This is a genomic window from Hungatella effluvii (genome assembly GCF_003201875.1).
GTDB lineage: Bacteria > Bacillota > Clostridia > Lachnospirales > Lachnospiraceae > Hungatella > Hungatella effluvii.
In genome coordinates, this window is the sequence record NZ_QJKD01000004.1 from 256472 (window position 1) to 273735 (window position 17264).

21 protein-coding genes are annotated in these 17264 nt (G+C 43.2%); 19 read left to right on the plus strand and 2 right to left on the minus strand.

Features of this window, described 5'->3' with window-relative positions; genetic code table 11:
* Window positions 1-34: 34 nt before the first annotated feature.
* Both DFR60_RS09765 and DFR60_RS09770 read right to left on the minus strand, forming a co-directional pair.
* Window positions 35-709 (minus strand): ImmA/IrrE family metallo-endopeptidase, encoded by a 675-nt coding sequence (locus DFR60_RS09765; RefSeq protein ID WP_110322730.1) that lies wholly within the window; start codon window positions 707-709, stop codon window positions 35-37.
* A gap of 2 nt (window positions 710-711) precedes the next feature.
* Entirely contained in the window at window positions 712-1056 is a 345-nt protein-coding gene (locus DFR60_RS09770) for a helix-turn-helix domain-containing protein (RefSeq protein WP_110322731.1), read from the minus strand.
* A 379-nt stretch (window positions 1057-1435) separates the two neighbouring features.
* Here DFR60_RS09770 and DFR60_RS09775 point away from each other — a divergent pair, with 379 nt between their 5' ends.
* The 19 genes from DFR60_RS09775 (at window position 1436) to DFR60_RS30355 (ending at window position 17236) form a co-directional block, all read left to right on the plus strand.
* Window positions 1436-1801: an RNA polymerase subunit sigma-70 gene (locus DFR60_RS09775; RefSeq protein ID WP_110322732.1), complete on the plus strand. Its 366-nt coding sequence runs from the start codon at window positions 1436-1438 to the stop codon at window positions 1799-1801.
* Window positions 1802-1961: 160 nt separating this feature from the next.
* Window positions 1962-2894, plus strand: a complete 933-nt coding sequence (locus DFR60_RS09780; RefSeq protein ID WP_110322733.1) for a sigma-70 family RNA polymerase sigma factor — start codon at window positions 1962-1964, stop codon at window positions 2892-2894.
* A 22-nt stretch (window positions 2895-2916) separates the two neighbouring features.
* Window positions 2917-3351 (plus strand): phage tail terminator family protein, encoded by a 435-nt coding sequence (locus tag DFR60_RS09785; protein WP_110322734.1) that lies wholly within the window; start codon window positions 2917-2919, stop codon window positions 3349-3351.
* Window positions 3352-3403: 52 nt separating this feature from the next.
* Window positions 3404-4702: a phage tail sheath family protein gene (locus tag DFR60_RS09790; protein ID WP_110322859.1), complete on the plus strand. Its 1299-nt coding sequence runs from the start codon at window positions 3404-3406 to the stop codon at window positions 4700-4702.
* Window positions 4703-4718: 16 nt separating this feature from the next.
* Complete coding sequence (locus DFR60_RS09795) at window positions 4719-5192, plus strand: phage tail tube protein (RefSeq protein WP_110322735.1); 474 nt, start codon at window positions 4719-4721, stop codon at window positions 5190-5192.
* Window positions 5193-5216: 24 nt separating this feature from the next.
* Window positions 5217-5645, plus strand: coding sequence for a phage tail assembly chaperone (locus tag DFR60_RS09800; protein WP_110322736.1), 429 nt, complete (start codon window positions 5217-5219; stop codon window positions 5643-5645).
* Window positions 5646-5659: 14 nt separating this feature from the next.
* The gene (locus DFR60_RS30350) at window positions 5660-5824 is read left to right on the plus strand and encodes a hypothetical protein (RefSeq protein WP_167437567.1); all 165 of its coding nucleotides are present in this window, start codon (window positions 5660-5662) and stop codon (window positions 5822-5824) included.
* Window positions 5825-5891: 67 nt separating this feature from the next.
* Complete coding sequence (locus tag DFR60_RS09805) at window positions 5892-8333, plus strand: tape measure protein (RefSeq protein ID WP_167437568.1); 2442 nt, start codon at window positions 5892-5894, stop codon at window positions 8331-8333.
* The gene (locus DFR60_RS09810) at window positions 8333-9004 is read left to right on the plus strand and encodes a LysM peptidoglycan-binding domain-containing protein (RefSeq protein WP_110322738.1); all 672 of its coding nucleotides are present in this window, start codon (window positions 8333-8335) and stop codon (window positions 9002-9004) included. The genes DFR60_RS09805 and DFR60_RS09810 overlap by 1 nt, the downstream gene beginning before the upstream one ends.
* A 15-nt stretch (window positions 9005-9019) precedes the next feature.
* Complete coding sequence (locus tag DFR60_RS09815) at window positions 9020-9976, plus strand: XkdQ/YqbQ family protein (protein ID WP_110322739.1); 957 nt, start codon at window positions 9020-9022, stop codon at window positions 9974-9976.
* A complete protein-coding gene (locus tag DFR60_RS09820; protein ID WP_110322740.1) occupies window positions 9969-10295 on the plus strand; it encodes a DUF2577 domain-containing protein in 327 nt (108 codons plus the stop codon). Before DFR60_RS09815 ends, DFR60_RS09820 begins: the two co-directional genes overlap by 8 nt.
* 1 nt (window position 10296) lies before the next feature.
* Window positions 10297-10728, plus strand: coding sequence for a DUF2634 domain-containing protein (locus DFR60_RS09825; protein ID WP_110322741.1), 432 nt, complete (start codon window positions 10297-10299; stop codon window positions 10726-10728).
* Window positions 10728-11753: a baseplate J/gp47 family protein gene (locus tag DFR60_RS09830; protein ID WP_110322742.1), complete on the plus strand. Its 1026-nt coding sequence runs from the start codon at window positions 10728-10730 to the stop codon at window positions 11751-11753. Before DFR60_RS09825 ends, DFR60_RS09830 begins: the two co-directional genes overlap by 1 nt.
* Window positions 11753-14644, plus strand: a complete 2892-nt coding sequence (locus DFR60_RS30860; protein ID WP_243005029.1) for a pyocin knob domain-containing protein — start codon at window positions 11753-11755, stop codon at window positions 14642-14644. Before DFR60_RS09830 ends, DFR60_RS30860 begins: the two co-directional genes overlap by 1 nt.
* A 48-nt stretch (window positions 14645-14692) precedes the next feature.
* Window positions 14693-15307: a putative phage tail protein gene (locus tag DFR60_RS09840; RefSeq protein WP_110322743.1), complete on the plus strand. Its 615-nt coding sequence runs from the start codon at window positions 14693-14695 to the stop codon at window positions 15305-15307.
* Between the two features lie 2 nt (window positions 15308-15309).
* Complete coding sequence (locus DFR60_RS09845) at window positions 15310-15696, plus strand: hypothetical protein (protein ID WP_110322744.1); 387 nt, start codon at window positions 15310-15312, stop codon at window positions 15694-15696.
* A gap of 4 nt (window positions 15697-15700) precedes the next feature.
* Window positions 15701-16684 (plus strand): hypothetical protein, encoded by a 984-nt coding sequence (locus DFR60_RS09850; protein WP_110322745.1) that lies wholly within the window; start codon window positions 15701-15703, stop codon window positions 16682-16684.
* A gap of 14 nt (window positions 16685-16698) precedes the next feature.
* Window positions 16699-17079 carry a hypothetical protein gene (locus DFR60_RS09855; protein ID WP_110322746.1) on the plus strand — a complete coding sequence of 127 codons (381 nt, stop codon included), beginning with the start codon at window positions 16699-16701 and terminating at the stop codon, window positions 17077-17079.
* Entirely contained in the window at window positions 17072-17236 is a 165-nt protein-coding gene (locus tag DFR60_RS30355; protein ID WP_167437569.1) for a hypothetical protein, read from the plus strand. The genes DFR60_RS09855 and DFR60_RS30355 overlap by 8 nt, the downstream gene beginning before the upstream one ends.
* Window positions 17237-17264 lie beyond the last annotated feature (28 nt).

The window sequence follows — 17264 nt, forward strand, 5'->3', positions numbered from 1 at the left end:
GTTATAGCGGAAACGGGAAAATCAGTTCATGATATTATAATGATCTCATCTTGCGATACTGCTTTAACAAACGTTTATATTCTTCCGTCAAGGGTAAACCCGCCATTAAAGCACGCTGAATATCCTGATATATGATTATAGGATCAGGCGTATAAACTATATTATCGTCAGTAAAGCGGTCTTCGGCTTCCGGCATATTGCATTTTTCAGAAAAGAGAAGTAATTCCAACTGTTTTTCAGGGGGAGATGGCATACGTGTGGTATGGGCAATATTCTCATACCACACTTTATAATCCTGTAATGCTTTGTTAGAAGCGGTATAAGAAAGAGCGAAAGTGTCATGAATCTGCTGAGCAGTATGACATCTGCTTTTATGGATCGCGATACGCGGCGCCAGGATGTGGCTTGAGAAGGTATCCGCCATCTCCTCAACCGATGTTTGAAGAAAAACGTGTCCCAGCTCATGCATGATAGAAAAACGGATACGCTCAGCGGTGTTCTGGTCCTGATAATATAAGGTATCTTTTACAATACAGGAGTCGGGGCTTAAACATAAGCAGGCTTTTCGTTTCTTTTGGGAAAGTTCAGAATACTTTTGGATTTGGTATCCGCGTTTGCGGACAATGTCAAAGCAATCAATAGGAAAAGCGGTAACTCCGCAATCTGTATAGATTTTAAAAATAATTTCATACAGTTTTACAAAATCCATTATTACTCCTCGCCATCATCTGGTGATAGTATTATTCGAGCGAGTCTCATCTTTTCTTCCTGGGATAAATTCTTCCGGCTGCGGGTGTAGACAGTAATAACATCATCATAAGTAGGAACTGCGTTTATGTCGATGTTTAAATTGTCTGATTTGTTAGTATCATCAAAATCATCCAGTGATAATCCAAGTACCCTGGCAATGGCTTTTAATGTCTCCAGTTTTGGGTCCTTCGTCGCACCGCTTAGTATTTTATTTAAAGTGCCTAAAGGTACGCCAGAACGATATGAGAGTTCAAATGTCGTCATATTAAGTTTTTTCTTATATTCCGCAATTTTTTCCAGCCCCATCTTAATAATACCTCCTTATATAAATATCTTACCGCCATAGAGTGAGAAAGTCAAACAAAATTCTATAGTTAACGGTAAAAATACAAAGGAAAAGTATTGACATTTTCCGTTAACGGATATATAGTTTAAATAAACATACCGTTAACGGAAAATGTAATGAACTTGCAATATTACTGTTAGAAAAATAAGGGTATTAGAAAAATCCTTTAAAAAAAGATAGAACATACGTTCGATAAAACTAATATACACCGGTGAGATATATCTGTCAAGCATAATGAAAATTAATCAAAAAATTAATCAAGCAGAAAGAAAAAGCGTTAAATACTGAGAAGTAGAGAGACCTGAAAACAAAAGCGCTTTGACTGGAGGGAGGAAAATATTGAATAAGAACATGTTAAATGATTATGTGGATGCCTGCGAACTGTTAAGAGAAACGGAAGAGGATATTCAAAAGGCCAGGAGACTTCGGAAGTCTGTTATTTCAGATTTGGTTAAGGAACCGCTGCAGAATTTAGAGAATCTGGACACAAAAGAAAAGATTTTAGAAGAACGTAAGGCAGGGGCAGTGAGAACTATGATTGAAGTGGAAGCCTGGATGAATAAAATCCCTTCGCGTATGCAGCGTATTGTCAGATATAAAATATTTAAAGAGATGACATGGAGAGAGGTGGCTGTCCGGATTGGGCGAAACGCTACAGCGGAGAGCGTAAAAAAAGAGTTTCAAAGATTTATGGATAGTAATTAAGGTTTGTCCCCAATGTCCCGCATGTCCCAAAACGAAATGATATAGTATGAAATGGGAGATCTGAAAACAGATGTTCTGCTGAATAACAATATTAAGCAACGGGCAGGGCGCTGCATACGGAAGGGGGCTGAATGATTATGAAATAGGGAGGAACAGTATCATGACCAATGAACAGCTTGTAATTAGTATCAAGGCCGGAGAAAATGCAGATGACAATATGGAAACGCTTTACAATCAGGTACGCAGCTTTATTCATGCCATGGCCTGGAAGTATCGTGGCAGCGGTGAGGTGGAGGATTTAGAGCAGGAGGGGTATTTAGCACTCTACCCGGCTATTAAAGGTTACGATCCGGATCAAAAGGTGAAATTCCTTACCTACGCGGAGTATTGGATCCGCCTGTATATGAAACGGTATCTTCAGACAAACGGAAGCTGTCTCAGGCTGCCTGTGAATTGTCAGGAAAAGGTAAGGCAGTATGAAAAATTCTGCACTGATTTTGCAGAGCGAGAGGGCAGAAACCCGTTAGAATGGGAGACAGCGGCTTATTTGGGGATAAACACCGAGCAGGTGGAAGATTTAAAGAAAAATGCCTGTCTGATAAAACTGGTAAGTTTAGACAGTCCTATACCTGGTCTGGAAGAGGACGGTACTACCTTAGCCGATGCGGTGGCAGACCCTGCTGATATAGAAACCGACGTTTTAGAGCGGATGGAATGTGAAAAGTTTGGCACCGTTCTGTGGGGCTGCGTAGACAGCTTAGATGGCCGGCAGCCGGAAGTGATTCGAAAAAGATATCAGGGGCGGCGTTCTCTTAAGTCTATAGGAGCAGATTACGGTATAACCAGAGAAGCTGTCAGCCGTATAGAAAGAAAGGCTTTACAGGAGCTTGGTAAGCCGCAATATGCTGCCAGACTACTGCCCTTTATGGAAATCTACGGTATGGCTCTTACCGGAAATGGGTCTGCGCGTTTTCATACCACGTGGACGAGTTCCACAGAACGTGCGGCACTCTATGAGATTGACTGGGAAGCGAGACAACGGGAGCATTTGGAATGGCTGGAAGGCTACCAGAACAGACAGGGAAGGCTGTAGTAAAATGTGGAGGGATATAGTCATGTACAACGAAATTGTGGATAAGGTGGCAGAGGAACTTTCAATTCTGTTTCCGCCGGAACAGGGGTATTACATTTATACTGAAGCGGCTAATCAGGATCTTTTATCCCCCTGTTTTTACACGGGATTTTTAGAAACGTCTGAAAAAAATACGACGGTAGCGGGTTATTATCGAAGCAGTTCTCTATCTATCAGGTATTATCCTGGAGAAAATGAACAGCCGTCCCGGGAAATCTACCGGGTCCTTGATATCCTGATGAACCAGAAGTGGACAATCACTCTGGATCATGGCTTTCAGCTAAACGGAACTGGAAAAAATGGCCGTATTGAAGAGGGAAACGGCAGCAGGTTTCTTTCTTTTTTTGTACAATTTAACACGTTTGGCATCAGAGAAAAAAGTATGGAAGAAGCCATGGAAGGAATTGAAATCAGATGAAAAACAGAGCAGAAGAAACTATAAACGGATTTATGAAAGGAAAGGTGAAAAGATGTTAGGTGGCGGTAGTTTTTTAGCACAGAATAAGGTTCTTCCGGGAACTTATATTAACTTTGTTAACGCAGGTGTTGCAGCGCCTGTAATTGGAATAAGAGGAACGGCAGCGGTGCCTATGATTCTCAACTGGGGGCCGGAAAACAAAGTGTTTGAGGTGACGGCAGAAGAGTTTCAGAAAAACAGCAGAGCTCTCTTCGGTTATTCCTATGGAGATCCAGTTATGATGCCGGTCCGCGAGCTGTTCCGGAACATGACAAAGGGAATTTTCTGCAGAATCAACGGAGGAGAAAAAGCTTCGAATAATTTCAGTGCTGCAAGATACAGCGGGATTCTGGGAAACAGTCTGATGACCGTTATTTCTAAACATGTGGACAATGAGAATAAGTATGATGTGAAGACCCTGCTTTTTGGTAAAGAGATGGATAAGCAGACGGTTATGAGCGCTGCAGATTTGAAGGATAATGATTATGTTACGTTTAAGGCGGATGCAGAACTTTCAGAAACTGCGGGTACATCGCTGGCGGGGGGAACGAATGGCCCAGATGTGACAGAACAGGACTATACAGGCTTCCTGGAAAAGATGGAGAGCCGATCTTTCCAGATCCTTTGCTGTCCGGCCTCACAGGAGCCGGTGAAGGCGTTGTTTGCAGCATTTACGAAGCGTATGAGAGAAGACAACGGCATTAAGTTCCAGACAGTTATGCACCAGTACTCTCAGGCGGATTATGAGGGGGTTATTTCTGTGGAGAATCAGACGGAAGAGGATCCGGGCGGACTGATTTATTGGACGGCAGGGGCGGAAGCAGCCTGCGCTGTAAACGAAACCATAGAAAACAAGGTGTATAACGGGGAGTATACGGTAAAGACCGGATATACCCAGGCGCAGTTTTCCGAAGGAATTACAGCTGGAAAATTGTTATTCCACAAAGTAGGGGATGAGGTCCGGGTTTTGAGGGATATTAATACATTAACTTCTTACACGACGGAGAAAGGAAATGATTTCTCCAGTAACCAGACAATCCGTGTGCTGGATCAGATCGGGAATGATATCGCAGCAATATTTAATAATCGTTATCTGGGGAAGATCCCCAATGACGAAGCCGGCCGGGTGAGTCTCTGGAATGATATTGTGACATATGTGAAGCAGATGGCAGGAAGACGGGCTATAGAAGCGGTAAATTCCGATGATATCCAGGTGGAAAAGGGACAGACGAAACGGTCGGTAGTAGTGAACTTCCCGGTGGAACCAATTAATTCTATGAGCCAGTTATATATGACTGTAGTAGTACAGTAGGAAGGAGTGATGGGACATGTTAAATAATGCGATGATGAATGCAAAGGATGCGGTCAGCGCGTCACTTGCGGAGTGTTTTGTTACAATTGAAGGAAAACGGTACAATTTTATGCAGGCCATTAATCTGGAGGCCAAGATAGAGAAGACGAAGTCTGAAATTCCGATCCTGGGAAAGACGGGGAAAGGGAATAAAACAACCGGATGGAAAGGCACCGGGTCTGCAACATTTCATTATAATACCAGTATTTTCCGACAGCTTCTGTACCGCTATAAAGAAACTGGAGAGGATATTTATTTCGATATCCAGGTGACGAATGAGGATCCGACATCCGGAGCAGGCCGGCAGACGGTTATTTTGAAAGACTGCAATCTTGACGGAGGTATTCTGACTAAGTTTGATGCAGACGCAGAGTATTTGGACGAAGAAGCGGACTTTACATTTGAAGATTTTGAGATGCCGGAGATGTTTACAGGTTTTTCGGGAATGTAGAAAAGGAAGAGAGGTTAAGAGAATATGGGTGAATTAAGCTGTTTTTTGGCACAGAATGCCATTAAGGTGGAGAATGTCAAATGTATCGTATCGAATCGTTTCGTGGGGGCGGATAAAAAGCCTGTGAAATGGGAAATCAGATGCATTTCTTCTGAAGAAGATGAAGCGTTAAAAAAGGCGTGTACAAAGCGGGTACCGGTTCAGGGAAAAAAGGGAATGTTTGTTCCGGAAACAGATTACAGCCTTTACGTTGGAAAGCTGGCGGCGGCCTGTACCGTGTATCCGGATCTGAATAATAAAGAACTTCAGGATTCCTATCACGTGATGGGAAGTGATACTCTTTTAAAGAAAATGCTGAATCCGGGTGAGTACAATGACTATCTGACGAAGGTTCAGGAAGTCAACGGATTTGATATTGATATGAACGATTTGGCGGAAGAAGCAAAAAACTAATCAATGGAGGTGATATGGAAGCAAACATTGCTTATTATTGCCTCCATAAGCTCCATAAATGGCCTCATGAATTTTTGTCATTGAGCCGGTATGAAAAGGCTTATGTGATAGCAGCAATGGAGTTGAAGCTGGAGCATGATAAAAAGGAAGCTAACAAGGCGAAGGCAAAGAAGAGGTAGCAGTAGGAACGTCCTTCCGAAGAGGGACGTTCTTTTTGCATATAGTTTTAATGAAAGGAGTAAATGCATGGCTAATTTACGCTCATCAATCAAGGCACTGGAGCATATGTCTTCATACTGTGAACATAATACGCAGTCTCTGATTGTTATGCGAGACACGTTAGAACGTGTCAAGGTTACAATGGACAAGGGGTCAGGCACGGCTATGATGGATTCCGCCAGACAGGAAATTGTCCGGGCAACGGTAGAACTTGTTCGTTATCAGAAGGAACTTGACCGTACAGCATCAACTGTTATCCCTCCAGCTATATCAACGAAAACGCAGGCCCCTTTGCAGATCCCAATGCGGCCAGCATCTTCAACAACTGCAGAACAACCTTCGTGGTCACCTGTATCCACTCCGCCTGTTTTTTTAAACAGCGGCGCTCCGCGGTTTGCATCTGAATTTCAGGAGGCAGATCAGGTGGCACAGCAGCTCTATAAAAGTCAACAAACCATTTCTGAACAGGCCAGAAAAATGGTGGTTACACCGCCGGGGATGTTAAACGACATGGCTTCCATAGAAAACCGCATACAGGCGCTGCATGTCCGGCTTCAGCAGTTTAATAATATTCCGGTTGATTTGAGGACTGAGCAGACCAATAATGAATTAGAGGCATTGAGGGGGAAATTAAATAAAGTCCAGGGGGCACAGGATAATTTGAGTCAGGCCATGTCGAAAATGGATATTGGTGAGATAAATAATGCATATAAGCAACTGGACGATTCCGTAGGTTCCGCGGGACAGGAAATTAGAAATAGTCTGGCATCACAGAATCAATTTAACAATGCGGTTAAAAATGGTACAGGTGCAGCTTCCGGTCTGGAAGGAAAGATTAAGAATATTGCAAAGAGTATTGCCAAGTCTTTTAGTGTTCAAAAAATAATGGCATTTTCAGATGACGTTACACGCACAACGGCACGTCTGGATATGATGAACGATGGTGCCCAGTCTACAGAGGAGTTGAATCAAAAAATATTTGCCTCCGCGCAGCGGTCTAGGGCGCCTTACATGGAAACAGCGGCGGCCATAGCCAATATGGGAATCAATGCAGGCAGTGTCTTTAGCAGTAATGATGAAATGATCGCTTTCATGGAACAGGCGAATAAGCAGTTTGTTATCGGCGGAGCTTCAGCACAGGATCAGGCAAGTGCAATGTCACAGTTAACGGATGCAATGGCGGCAGGTACAATGAGCGGTGCAGCGCTGAATTCGATACTGAATGCAGCCCCGGGGATAGCACGGACGATCGAGCAGAATATGGGGTGGGCAGAAGGCTCTTTACGACAGTATGCTGAGAGGGGAGAGGTGTCTGCCCAGGTTGTAAAAGCTTCCCTTCTTAACATGGCACAGGAGACAAACGATAAGTTTAATTCTATGCCTGCAACATTTGGTCAGATTATAAATACCATTCAAAATTCGTTGTTACAGACATTTTGGCCGGTTATTCAGATGATAGGAAACGGAGCAGCGTTTATTAGTGAAAACTGGTCGGCAATTGCACCTGTATTTTATGGAGTTGCTGCAGGAATTCTTTTTTTTGCCGCAGCTAATCTGATTGCTGATTTGGCAGCTAAGGGATTAATGACCACATTACTTGCAAACCCATTAACATGGATTGCTCTTATTATAGGAACAGTGGTGTATATGATTTATAAATGGGTACAATCTGTTGGCGGAATACAAATCGCCTGGCTCATCTGTGTGAATGCTGTTAAAACACAGTTAGACAAGTTAAAACTTATGATTGCTGCAGCAGGAGTAAATATACAGAATGGTCTTGGGGATATGCTTCTGGGACTTAACTCGTTTCGGATATGGGTATTAAATATTTTGGATTATCTGAAAGTGTCAGGACTTTTAATTATGCAGGAGTTTATAAACGGCGCAATTGATCGTATTAATGAGCTGATAAGTTTAGTGAACAGCATTACAGGAACATCAATTGAGTTAATTGGCCATGTAGAATTTGGAACAGAGGCGGAATTAGAAGCCGAAGCAAGAAAGAGCCAGAGAGCAGCCAGCCTTGCCGCGCAGAAGGAGGCCAATCTGGCTGCTAAAAAAAGCAGGGCGCAGGATTTGCACTGGCAGGAATATGATATGCATCAGAACAGATTAAAACGTGAGGCTGAGATAGAATCAGTGAAGGCTGATATGGCAGCGAAAGCAGCAGGGCAGGATAATACCTTCGGCGGATATGATACTGATATATCAGGTAATACCGGACGTACTGCCGCTAATACCGCCGCTATGGCTGACACGATGGACGTCATGGATGAGGAATTGAAGTATATGCGTGATGCTGCCGAGCAGGAGATTATCAACCGTTTTACACTTGCAGATTTAAAGGTGGAGGTCAAAAACAGCAATACACTTACGAAAAAGGCGGATTTTAGTGATATGGGTCAGGCGCTTGCAGTATTTACAAACGATTTCCTTTCTGCTGCTGCGGAAGGAGGCCATATATAATGGGTTATGAAGTATATATTGATGACATGCGTCTTCCCATTCCTCCCGAGAAGATCCCGATCAAGTATCCGGGCCAGAATAAAACGTCTGTTTTGATCAATGGCGAGGAGGTCAACATGGTTCGGCCTCCTGGGCTGGCGGAGATCACCATTGATGCAGTAATACCACAGGTGAATTATCCCTGTGCTGTATGGGATGGCAGCATTGACCGTGCAGAGGATTTTCTGGAGCATCTTAAATCTTTAAAGGAGAGCAGAGAGCCGTTTGAATTCATCGTAATTCGTAATGGCCCGGGGAGGAATGATTTCTTTGATACGAATATCAATGTAACACTAGAAGATTACAGTGTTTCTGATGATGTGAATGAGGGGCTGGATCTAACTGTGTCACTTTCCATGAAGGAATATAAAAACTACGGAACTAAGATTATGGAATTCAAGATTAAGGAGGACCAGAATACTCCGGAGACTACAGACACAATTCCGGAAAGAGAAGGAACTCTTCCGACATCAGAAATGTACACGGTACAGAAGGGAGACTGTCTTTGGAATATTGCCAAAAAGAGGCTGGGAAACGGTAACCGCTGGCGGGAGATTTATGATCTCAACCGTGACAAAATCAGCAATCCCAACATAATTCAACCGGGCTGGGTTCTCACTATGCCATTATAGAAGGGGGAGAAACAGATGGAAGTACATCTATATATCCAGAATGATCAAACAGTTTACGAACCAGTGGTGGATGGGAGTATCAGCTGGGAAATGGAACGGAAGGGCCAGCCGGGGAAGTGTTCCTTCACGCTGATTCCTGACGATGTGCTTAAGATTGAAGAGGGCAATGCGGTTCGTCTGGATGTAAATGGAACACCGGTATTCTTTGGCTTCATCTTTGAACGGGGGTGGGGAAGCGAAGGACTGGTGAAGGTGACAGCTTATGACCAGTTGAGGTATTTAAAAAATAAGGAGAGTTATAATTATACGGGGCTTACCGCAGGGGAAGTAATCCGGATGATCGCAGATGATTTTCACTTGCAGACGGGAGAGCTGACAGATACCGGCTGTACGCTGGAGCGTAATGAAAAGAACAGCACACTTTTTGACGTAATCTTAAATGCTCTCGACTTAACCATGATTCGTACTGGAAAGATTTACGTTCTTTATGATGATGTGGGAAGACTGACATTGAAAAATGTGGAAGATATGAAGCTGGATATTGTAATTGACGAGACGACGGCGCAGGATTATGACTTTAAAATCAGTATTGACAGCAGCACCTACAATCAAATCAGAGTGTATTGCGAAAATAATAATACAAATACGAGAGAAGTCTATATTACAAAAGACACTGAAAAGATCAATAAATGGGGAATTTTGCAATATGACGAATCTATTGACAGCGGCGCGAATGGTCAAAACATTGCCGAAACGTATTTAAAATTCTATAATCAGCCCTCAAAGAGCCTTAATATAAAAGATGCATTCGGTGATATCAGGGTGCGTGCGGGCTGCCTGATCCCCGTATTACTGGATATTAAGGATATGGAATTAAAAAATTATCTGCTGATTGAATCAGTAACCCATAAGATTGACGAGGGAATCCATACTATGGATTTAAGATTGAGAGGAGTAGGTATCAATGGCTGATGCAGAATGGATTGATAACATGAGGAAGATTGTCCTGCAAGCGGTAGAGGCGGGGGCTCCCTGCGATATTGTGTCGGGGACTGTGACAAAAACGGCGCCGCTGGAAATTCGATGGGGTACAAATACATTTCTTGCTGCCTCACAGCTCATAGTTCCCCAGTACCTGACGGATCACGTACAGAGAATGGATATTCCTGGAATAGGGGAAGTCAATGTTTCCATTAAAAATGGGTTAAAGGCCGGAGACGAAGTACTGCTGATTCAGAAACGGGGCGGCCAGCGGTACCTTGTAGCAGACCGCTGGCAGAAAGGAGGGTGACATGCTGCCTGAAACAGGTAATATTCTAAAACAGGATTTTAAGATCCGACAGATGCCTTCTAAAACGTACAGATTGAACGTCATGGGTGTTTCTGATAACACAGAGGGAATAGAAATAAAGCGTATTTCAGGAATGTTAGATGGGTTGGAAGCAGTAAAACAGACCATTTTTTGTATTCTTAATACGGAACGCTTTGACTGCCTGATCTATAGCTGGAATTATGGCGTGGAACTGAACGGATTATTTGGAAAGCCCCTGGGAGTGGCAAAGTCGAAATTGAAAAAGAGGATACGGGAAGCATTGACGCGGGATGACAGAATTGTAAGCGTCGATGCTTTTTCATTTACCACTGAGGGAAGAAAGCTCCTGGTATCATTTCGAGTACAGACAAAGTTTGGAACAGTCGATACGCAGAAGGAGGTGGAAATCTAATGTATGAGAATATAACATATGAGGTGATTTTAAATCGGATGCTGGACCGCGTACCGGATTACATTGACAAAAGGGAAGGCTCTGTTATTTATGACGCCATGGCACCTGCGGCCGTAGAAATGCAGAATATGTATATTGAATTGGATTGGGCGCTGAAACAGGTTTTCGCCGGGACCGCAGACCGGGATAATTTAATCAGGCGCTGTGCGGAGTGGGGTATCATTCCTTATCCGGCGACGAGGGCTGTGTTAAAAGGGGAGTTCAATATAGATATAGAATTGGGTAAACGATTTTCACTTGGGACACTGAACTATACCGCAACAGAAAAGATCAGCGACAGGACATACCGTTTGGAATGCGAGACGCCAGGAGCAATTGGGAACCGATTCCTGGGTATTATGATTCCAATCGATTACATTCCAGACCTCACACATGCGGAGCTGACAGAGGTACTTCTTGAGGGAAATGAAGAAGAAACGACGGAGGCGCTTAGAGAACGATTCCTTTTTAAGGTTCAGAAGCCTTCTACCAGTGGAAATGTATATGATTACTATAACTGGACTATGGAATGTCCTGGCGTGGGGGCTGCAAAAATTTATCCCCTTGCCCAGGGGCCTGGTACTGTGAAGGTGGTAATTACCGATGCAGACCGTTCGGCTGCCGGAACTGAGCTGGTCGAACAGGTAAAAGGACATATTGAGGAAAAAAGGCCAATCGGTGCAGATGTGACTGTGGTTTCTGCCGTGGAAAAGGGTGTCAGTGTGACTGCAAAGGTAAGACTTCAAAATGGAGTAAATCTGGGAACTGTGCAGGAACTTTTTCTCAGGGATTTTACAGATTACCTGCAAAGTGGTGCATTTGATATTGCTTATGTTAGTCTGGCAAGAACGGGCAATTTGCTTCTTGGTGTGACGGGGGTGGAAGATTTTACAGAGTTAAAGCTGAATGGCCAGATAAGAAATATTGAATTGGATGAGAAGGAAATAGCAGTTGCTGGAACCGTAATACTGGAGGTGATGCAGTAATGGAGGTTAGCAGTTTTACAGAGAAACTGAATAAAGTGGATGGAAATACCTATGTAATTGAAGAGGAGGTACAGCCAGTTGGTGGTGTGTACGAAGCATTGCTGGCCCATGACAACATTAATACTGCTACGCTATCCGTATGGACTGGTCCCAAACTGACTGGGAAGAGGATAGAGTCCTATGTACTCTCAACACCTGGCCTGACGCCATGGAAGAGAAGTATCCGCCTTTATTCAGATGCACCTGTGGTGTATATCAGTTATGAGACAGATGGAGATACTGTAGAAGCAGAGGATATTAACCTGGTACAGGAAAAGACTGTAGAAACTCAGGCTGCGCTTAACGCAGAGGAGAAACGTGCAAAGGCGGAAGAGGAAAGGATAGCGGCGGATCTGGCCAATGAGATGAGCCGGGCAGAAAGAGCAGAGGCGGAGCTGGCGAAAAACCTGCAGGAAGAAACAGCCAGAGCGGAAGGGGCAGAGAGAGTCCTGACGGAAAACATGCAATCAGAAGTATCCAGAGCAATGGCAGCCGAAAAGGCCAATGCGGATCATATCACTGCAGAAGCGGCACGGGCGAAAACGGCAGAGCTGGAACTGCAAAATGACATTAAGTCAGAAACTTCCCGAGCGGTTACGGCAGAGGATTCTATCAGGGATACGATTACGACTAACAAACCAAACTGGGATGATAAATACACCCGGAATGAAGTGGATAATAAATTCAGCGCTTTGGAAACGGCCATTGACTGGAAAGAGGCGGTTGATACTTTTTCAGATATTTCCGTCGTTTATCCGAAGCCTGAGGATGGCTGGACAGTTAACGTCAAGGACACGGACTATACTTATAGGTGGAATGGGACGGTATGGATTGCCATTTCAGCGAATGCGATACCAAAAGCAACTCATAGCGTGGATGGTATTCTTAGTAAAGAAGATAAGGCCGCTTATGACGATGCGAACAGCAGGAAACATATCCACAACAATAAATCGATTCTTGATAAGATTACGCAGGCAGTGACAGATAACTGGAATATGGCATATACCCATGTGAGTGACACAATCAAACATATTACCGTATTGGAGCGAACGAATTGGAATGATGCGGATAGTAAAAAGCACACTCACTCAAATAAAAGTATTCTGGATGGGGTCACGCAGGCGTTACTGGATGCCTGGAATACAGTAGGTAATAAGGTTGACAAGGTGTCTGGAAAGGGATTGTCGGCCAATGACTATACGACGGCCGAAAAAACAAAATTATCGGGGATCGCAGCCGGGGCAGAAGTTAATATACAGTCTGACTGGGCTGTAAAAGATTCAGCATCAGATGCCTATATTAAAAATATACCTTCTTCGTTTCCGCCGGCAGTACATACTCATACAAAGAGCCAAATAACGGATATGCCGGCAAAGCTGTCGCAGTTTACCAACGATACTGGTTATATTACAGCCGCTGATGTGGATACGAGCCAGAACCATACTCATGCCAATAAAACTGTGCTGGACAAAATTACCCAGGCTCTGATAGATAGATGGAACAGTGCGCTTACTGCCCTGCCGATGCATACCCACACGAAGACTCAAATTACAGATTTTCCGTCATCTTTGCCGGCAAACGGAGGGACGGCCTCTTACGCTAACTATTTAAATGTTAATAATTTGACGTCTGATGCTGATTTAAATACAATTACTGCTCCCGGACTTTATTCCTGTCCAACAAATGCAACGTCCGCCACATTGAAAAATTGTCCAACGGACAATGCATTTTTTATGATTGTTGGAAAGCACGCTGGTATATACCAGGAGGTAACGGAATATGCAATGACAAATCCCAAAAAGTATATGAGAAACTATTACAAGAATTGGGGGAAATGGTATCGGGTGTATACGGAGGCGAATAAGCCGACAGCCAATGAGTTGGCGGCAGAACCTGCATTTATCAAGAAATCAGCATTTAATAAGGACTTTGGAAGTACTGGGGGTAGTGTATGCCAGGGAAATGATGCCAGACTCAGTGATGCACGTTTAGCCAATGGTGGAGATGCAGCCACTGTAAACAGGCATACGGTAAACTCAGATGTGCCAACAGGAGCAAAGTTTACTGATACGGTTTATACACATCCAGCTACGTCAGGAAACAAGCATATCCCTGCAGGAGGATCTACGGGACAGTTTTTAAAGTGGGTATCTGATGGCACTGCAGTCTGGTCGGCGGATAATAATACGACATATACAGATATGAAAGGAGCAACTGCAAATGCTTCTGGTACACATGGGCTGGTTCCAGCACCGGCTGCCGGTGCACATACAAAGTATTTAAGAGCAGATGGTACTTGGCAAACACCACCGGATACCAACACTACGTATGATATGGCCACTGTATCGACAGCCGGTCTGATGTCAGCAGCAGACAAAACAAAGCTAAACGGAGTTGCCAGCAACTCCAATAATTATGTTCATCCAAACACCGGCGTTACAGCCGGAACATACCGAAGTGTTACAGTCAATGTCCAGGGACATGTGACGGGTGGCACAAATCCAACGACACTGTCCGGATTCGGAATTACAGATGCAGCGGCGAAGAACCATAATCATGATAGTATCTATATAAAAAGCACCCACCGGAACTTGACTTTAACAGCTGCTGGATGGAGCAGTTCTTATCCTTTTAGTCAAGAAGTAACTGCCTCTGGGGTATTGGCAGGTGATGATATCAAAGTGATTGGGGTATATGTGCCAGCAAATGCAACGCTGGATCAGGTGAAAGCATGGAATAAGGCCGCTGGGTATCTCATATGTAATCCGGACGGGGTGGCAGCTGGAAAAATAACCTTTAAGGCATATAAGAAACCGATGGTAGATTTTCAGATAATCACAGAAGGTGCCTGATATGATGAAGTGGGCAATATAGCTGTCCAAAGAGAGGTGATTTAGAATATGTATGGAAAGACAAGATATGGTCTTGTTCAGTATGCTCAGGAATCTGAAGATATCGGAACAACAGAAAAATTTTTTGCGGATTTGTCTAGATATGTGCCCTCCTTTTTGTCAGAGCTTCTGGAATTGAAGGAACTCTACCAGGCGGAGGGATACGAAGTTGGATACCTTCAGAATAATTTGAGAAATTTGTTTGACCAGTGTTTTATTGTGACTGCAACCTGGGGGCTGGTTCTGTGGGAAGAGATGTATGAGATCACTACAAACTTGTCTCTGTCCTACGAACAGCGTCGTGAGATTGTAATGGCAAAACTGCGGGGACAGAGCACCACAACAAAACAGATGATAGAGGATACCGCTGCAGCATTTTCCGGAGGAGAAGTGCAGGTGATTGAGGATAATCAGAAGTATCATTTCATTGTGCGTTTTGTTGGGATAAAGGGAATACCGAGAAACATGCAGGCTTTTATTGAGATGCTGGAGACGGTTAAACCCGCCCACATGTCTTATAGCTTTGAGTATACCTATACAGTCTGGGAGGATTTAAAAGCAAAGATGTGGAGAGAACTTAAAACAAAAACGTGGGGACAAGTAAAAGTTATGAAAGGAGCGTAAGGATGCAGACAACACAATATTATGGATTAAAAAAGCCCGAGGAGACAGATGTGGCAACCCCTGAAGACTTTAATAATAATATGGATATACTTGATGGAGTTTTAAAAAAAATGGTTACCCGGCGGATAATAACTCTTTCTGCTGCAGCGTGGAGCGGATCGTACCCATATACCCAAACCGTGAATTGTGCTGGTTCAACGGTTGCGGATGATATAAAGGTAATAGGGGTATACATTCCGGAAAATGCAACAATAGATCAAGTAAAAGCCTGGAACAGAGCCGCCGGCTTTTTAATGTGTAATCCAAACGGGGTATCCGCTGAAAAAATAACCTTTAAGGCATATAAGAAACCGACGGTAGATTTTCAAATTTTGACAGAGGGAGCGTGATGAGATGGGAAAAGTTATACCAATGCCAAGTGGCGGTGGTGATCTAGATGGGCTGACAGCGGTGCCCTATAGTGTTCTTGCTGACAAGGTGTTTTACGGGGCGGGTAGTGATGAGCCGCAAAGAGGTTTGATTCCTTCGGCTTATCAGCAGGCGTATTCGAACAATTCCTGGTGGAATAATGACAGCGGTTACTTTGTCAGAATGGAACCGGGCAACTATACAGTTACAGATGAAAATGGAGAAAAGCCTTTTGTATTGGTTCCAGTTAGTAAGTTTAGAAGCGATCTTGGAATTTCAGCCGACAAAATTCGAGCTGGATATAATATAGCAGGAGTCCAGGGGGATGCATGGGTAGTATGGACTGGAGACGTGTCAGCGGATAATGCTAAAGTACTGAATGGATATACTTACTGGAAAAATGGTGTAAAGTGCACTGGCAATATGCCAAGTTTTTCACCAGGAACGCATGCCTCAGAATCCGGACTGAATGGTCAAGGGCTTTATTATTACTTTCCAAATGGATATTATCAATCGGATGGACATAATGCCTGGAACTATCGCACGCCTTCTGAAGTGGCAAATGCCATTGGATTAACTGCTGGAAAAATGGTGCAAGGCCAATCGTGTCTTGGGATTTGGGGAACAGTACCTAATATAAATGTAAGAACATTTAGGGCAACAGTGAATTCGACGTCAACTTCGTTAGGATTTTTGTCTTATAATAATAGAACAATTAACTATCCATATATAGATGTAAATGTTGGATTCAGTACTATACTTCATGCGGAAGCATTATATGTACCAAACACAGCATACCATTCCTATTATAGCCGTTCAGGAAATTATTTTCTCATTAATTATGCTCAAGATTATTGTGCTTGTGCGCGAATGGAGGGTCCTAATATGATATTCGGGACTAATAATGTTGTAAGGATTCCAGTTAATAAAAAATCAACCCAATATGATGTAATTGTGATGGGATACTAATAGGAGGTCAGTTAATGAAAATATATACAAATAAAAATTATGAAGTTCTTTCGCTAGATGTACAACCAAATCATTATGCATATGAAATTGAAACTGATAAAACAAGAGAAGAAATTTTTGGAGATTGGTGCATTGAATGTATTAGAAAATACAGGTATGAGCCAACATATGAATTCTTGCTGGACCGAAACGGTAATACTGTTTTAAATGAAGCAGGTGATCCTGTTTATAAAAAAGACTCTGAAGGTAAACGAATACAAAACGGTTGGACATGGTATTCTCTTGTTAGCCATCAGTACTTACAGCAGATACAGGAGAAAAATCAGATTCAATCACAGATTGATGATCTTATCTGTATCATGGCAGACTTGATTGGAGGTGTGTATTATGCTTAGTAATATTGCAAAAAATATTATCATTAAAGCTTTGCGAATCAGGAAGGAACGCGGTGAAGATCCGGAAAAAGTACTGGAGACATATAAAAATTTGTCCGAAGATGAAAAAACGGATATACTTGAAGTGTCGGATTCTGATAATCAGAATTATAGGTAAATAAAACCAAAAATTGGAGTTAAAACAT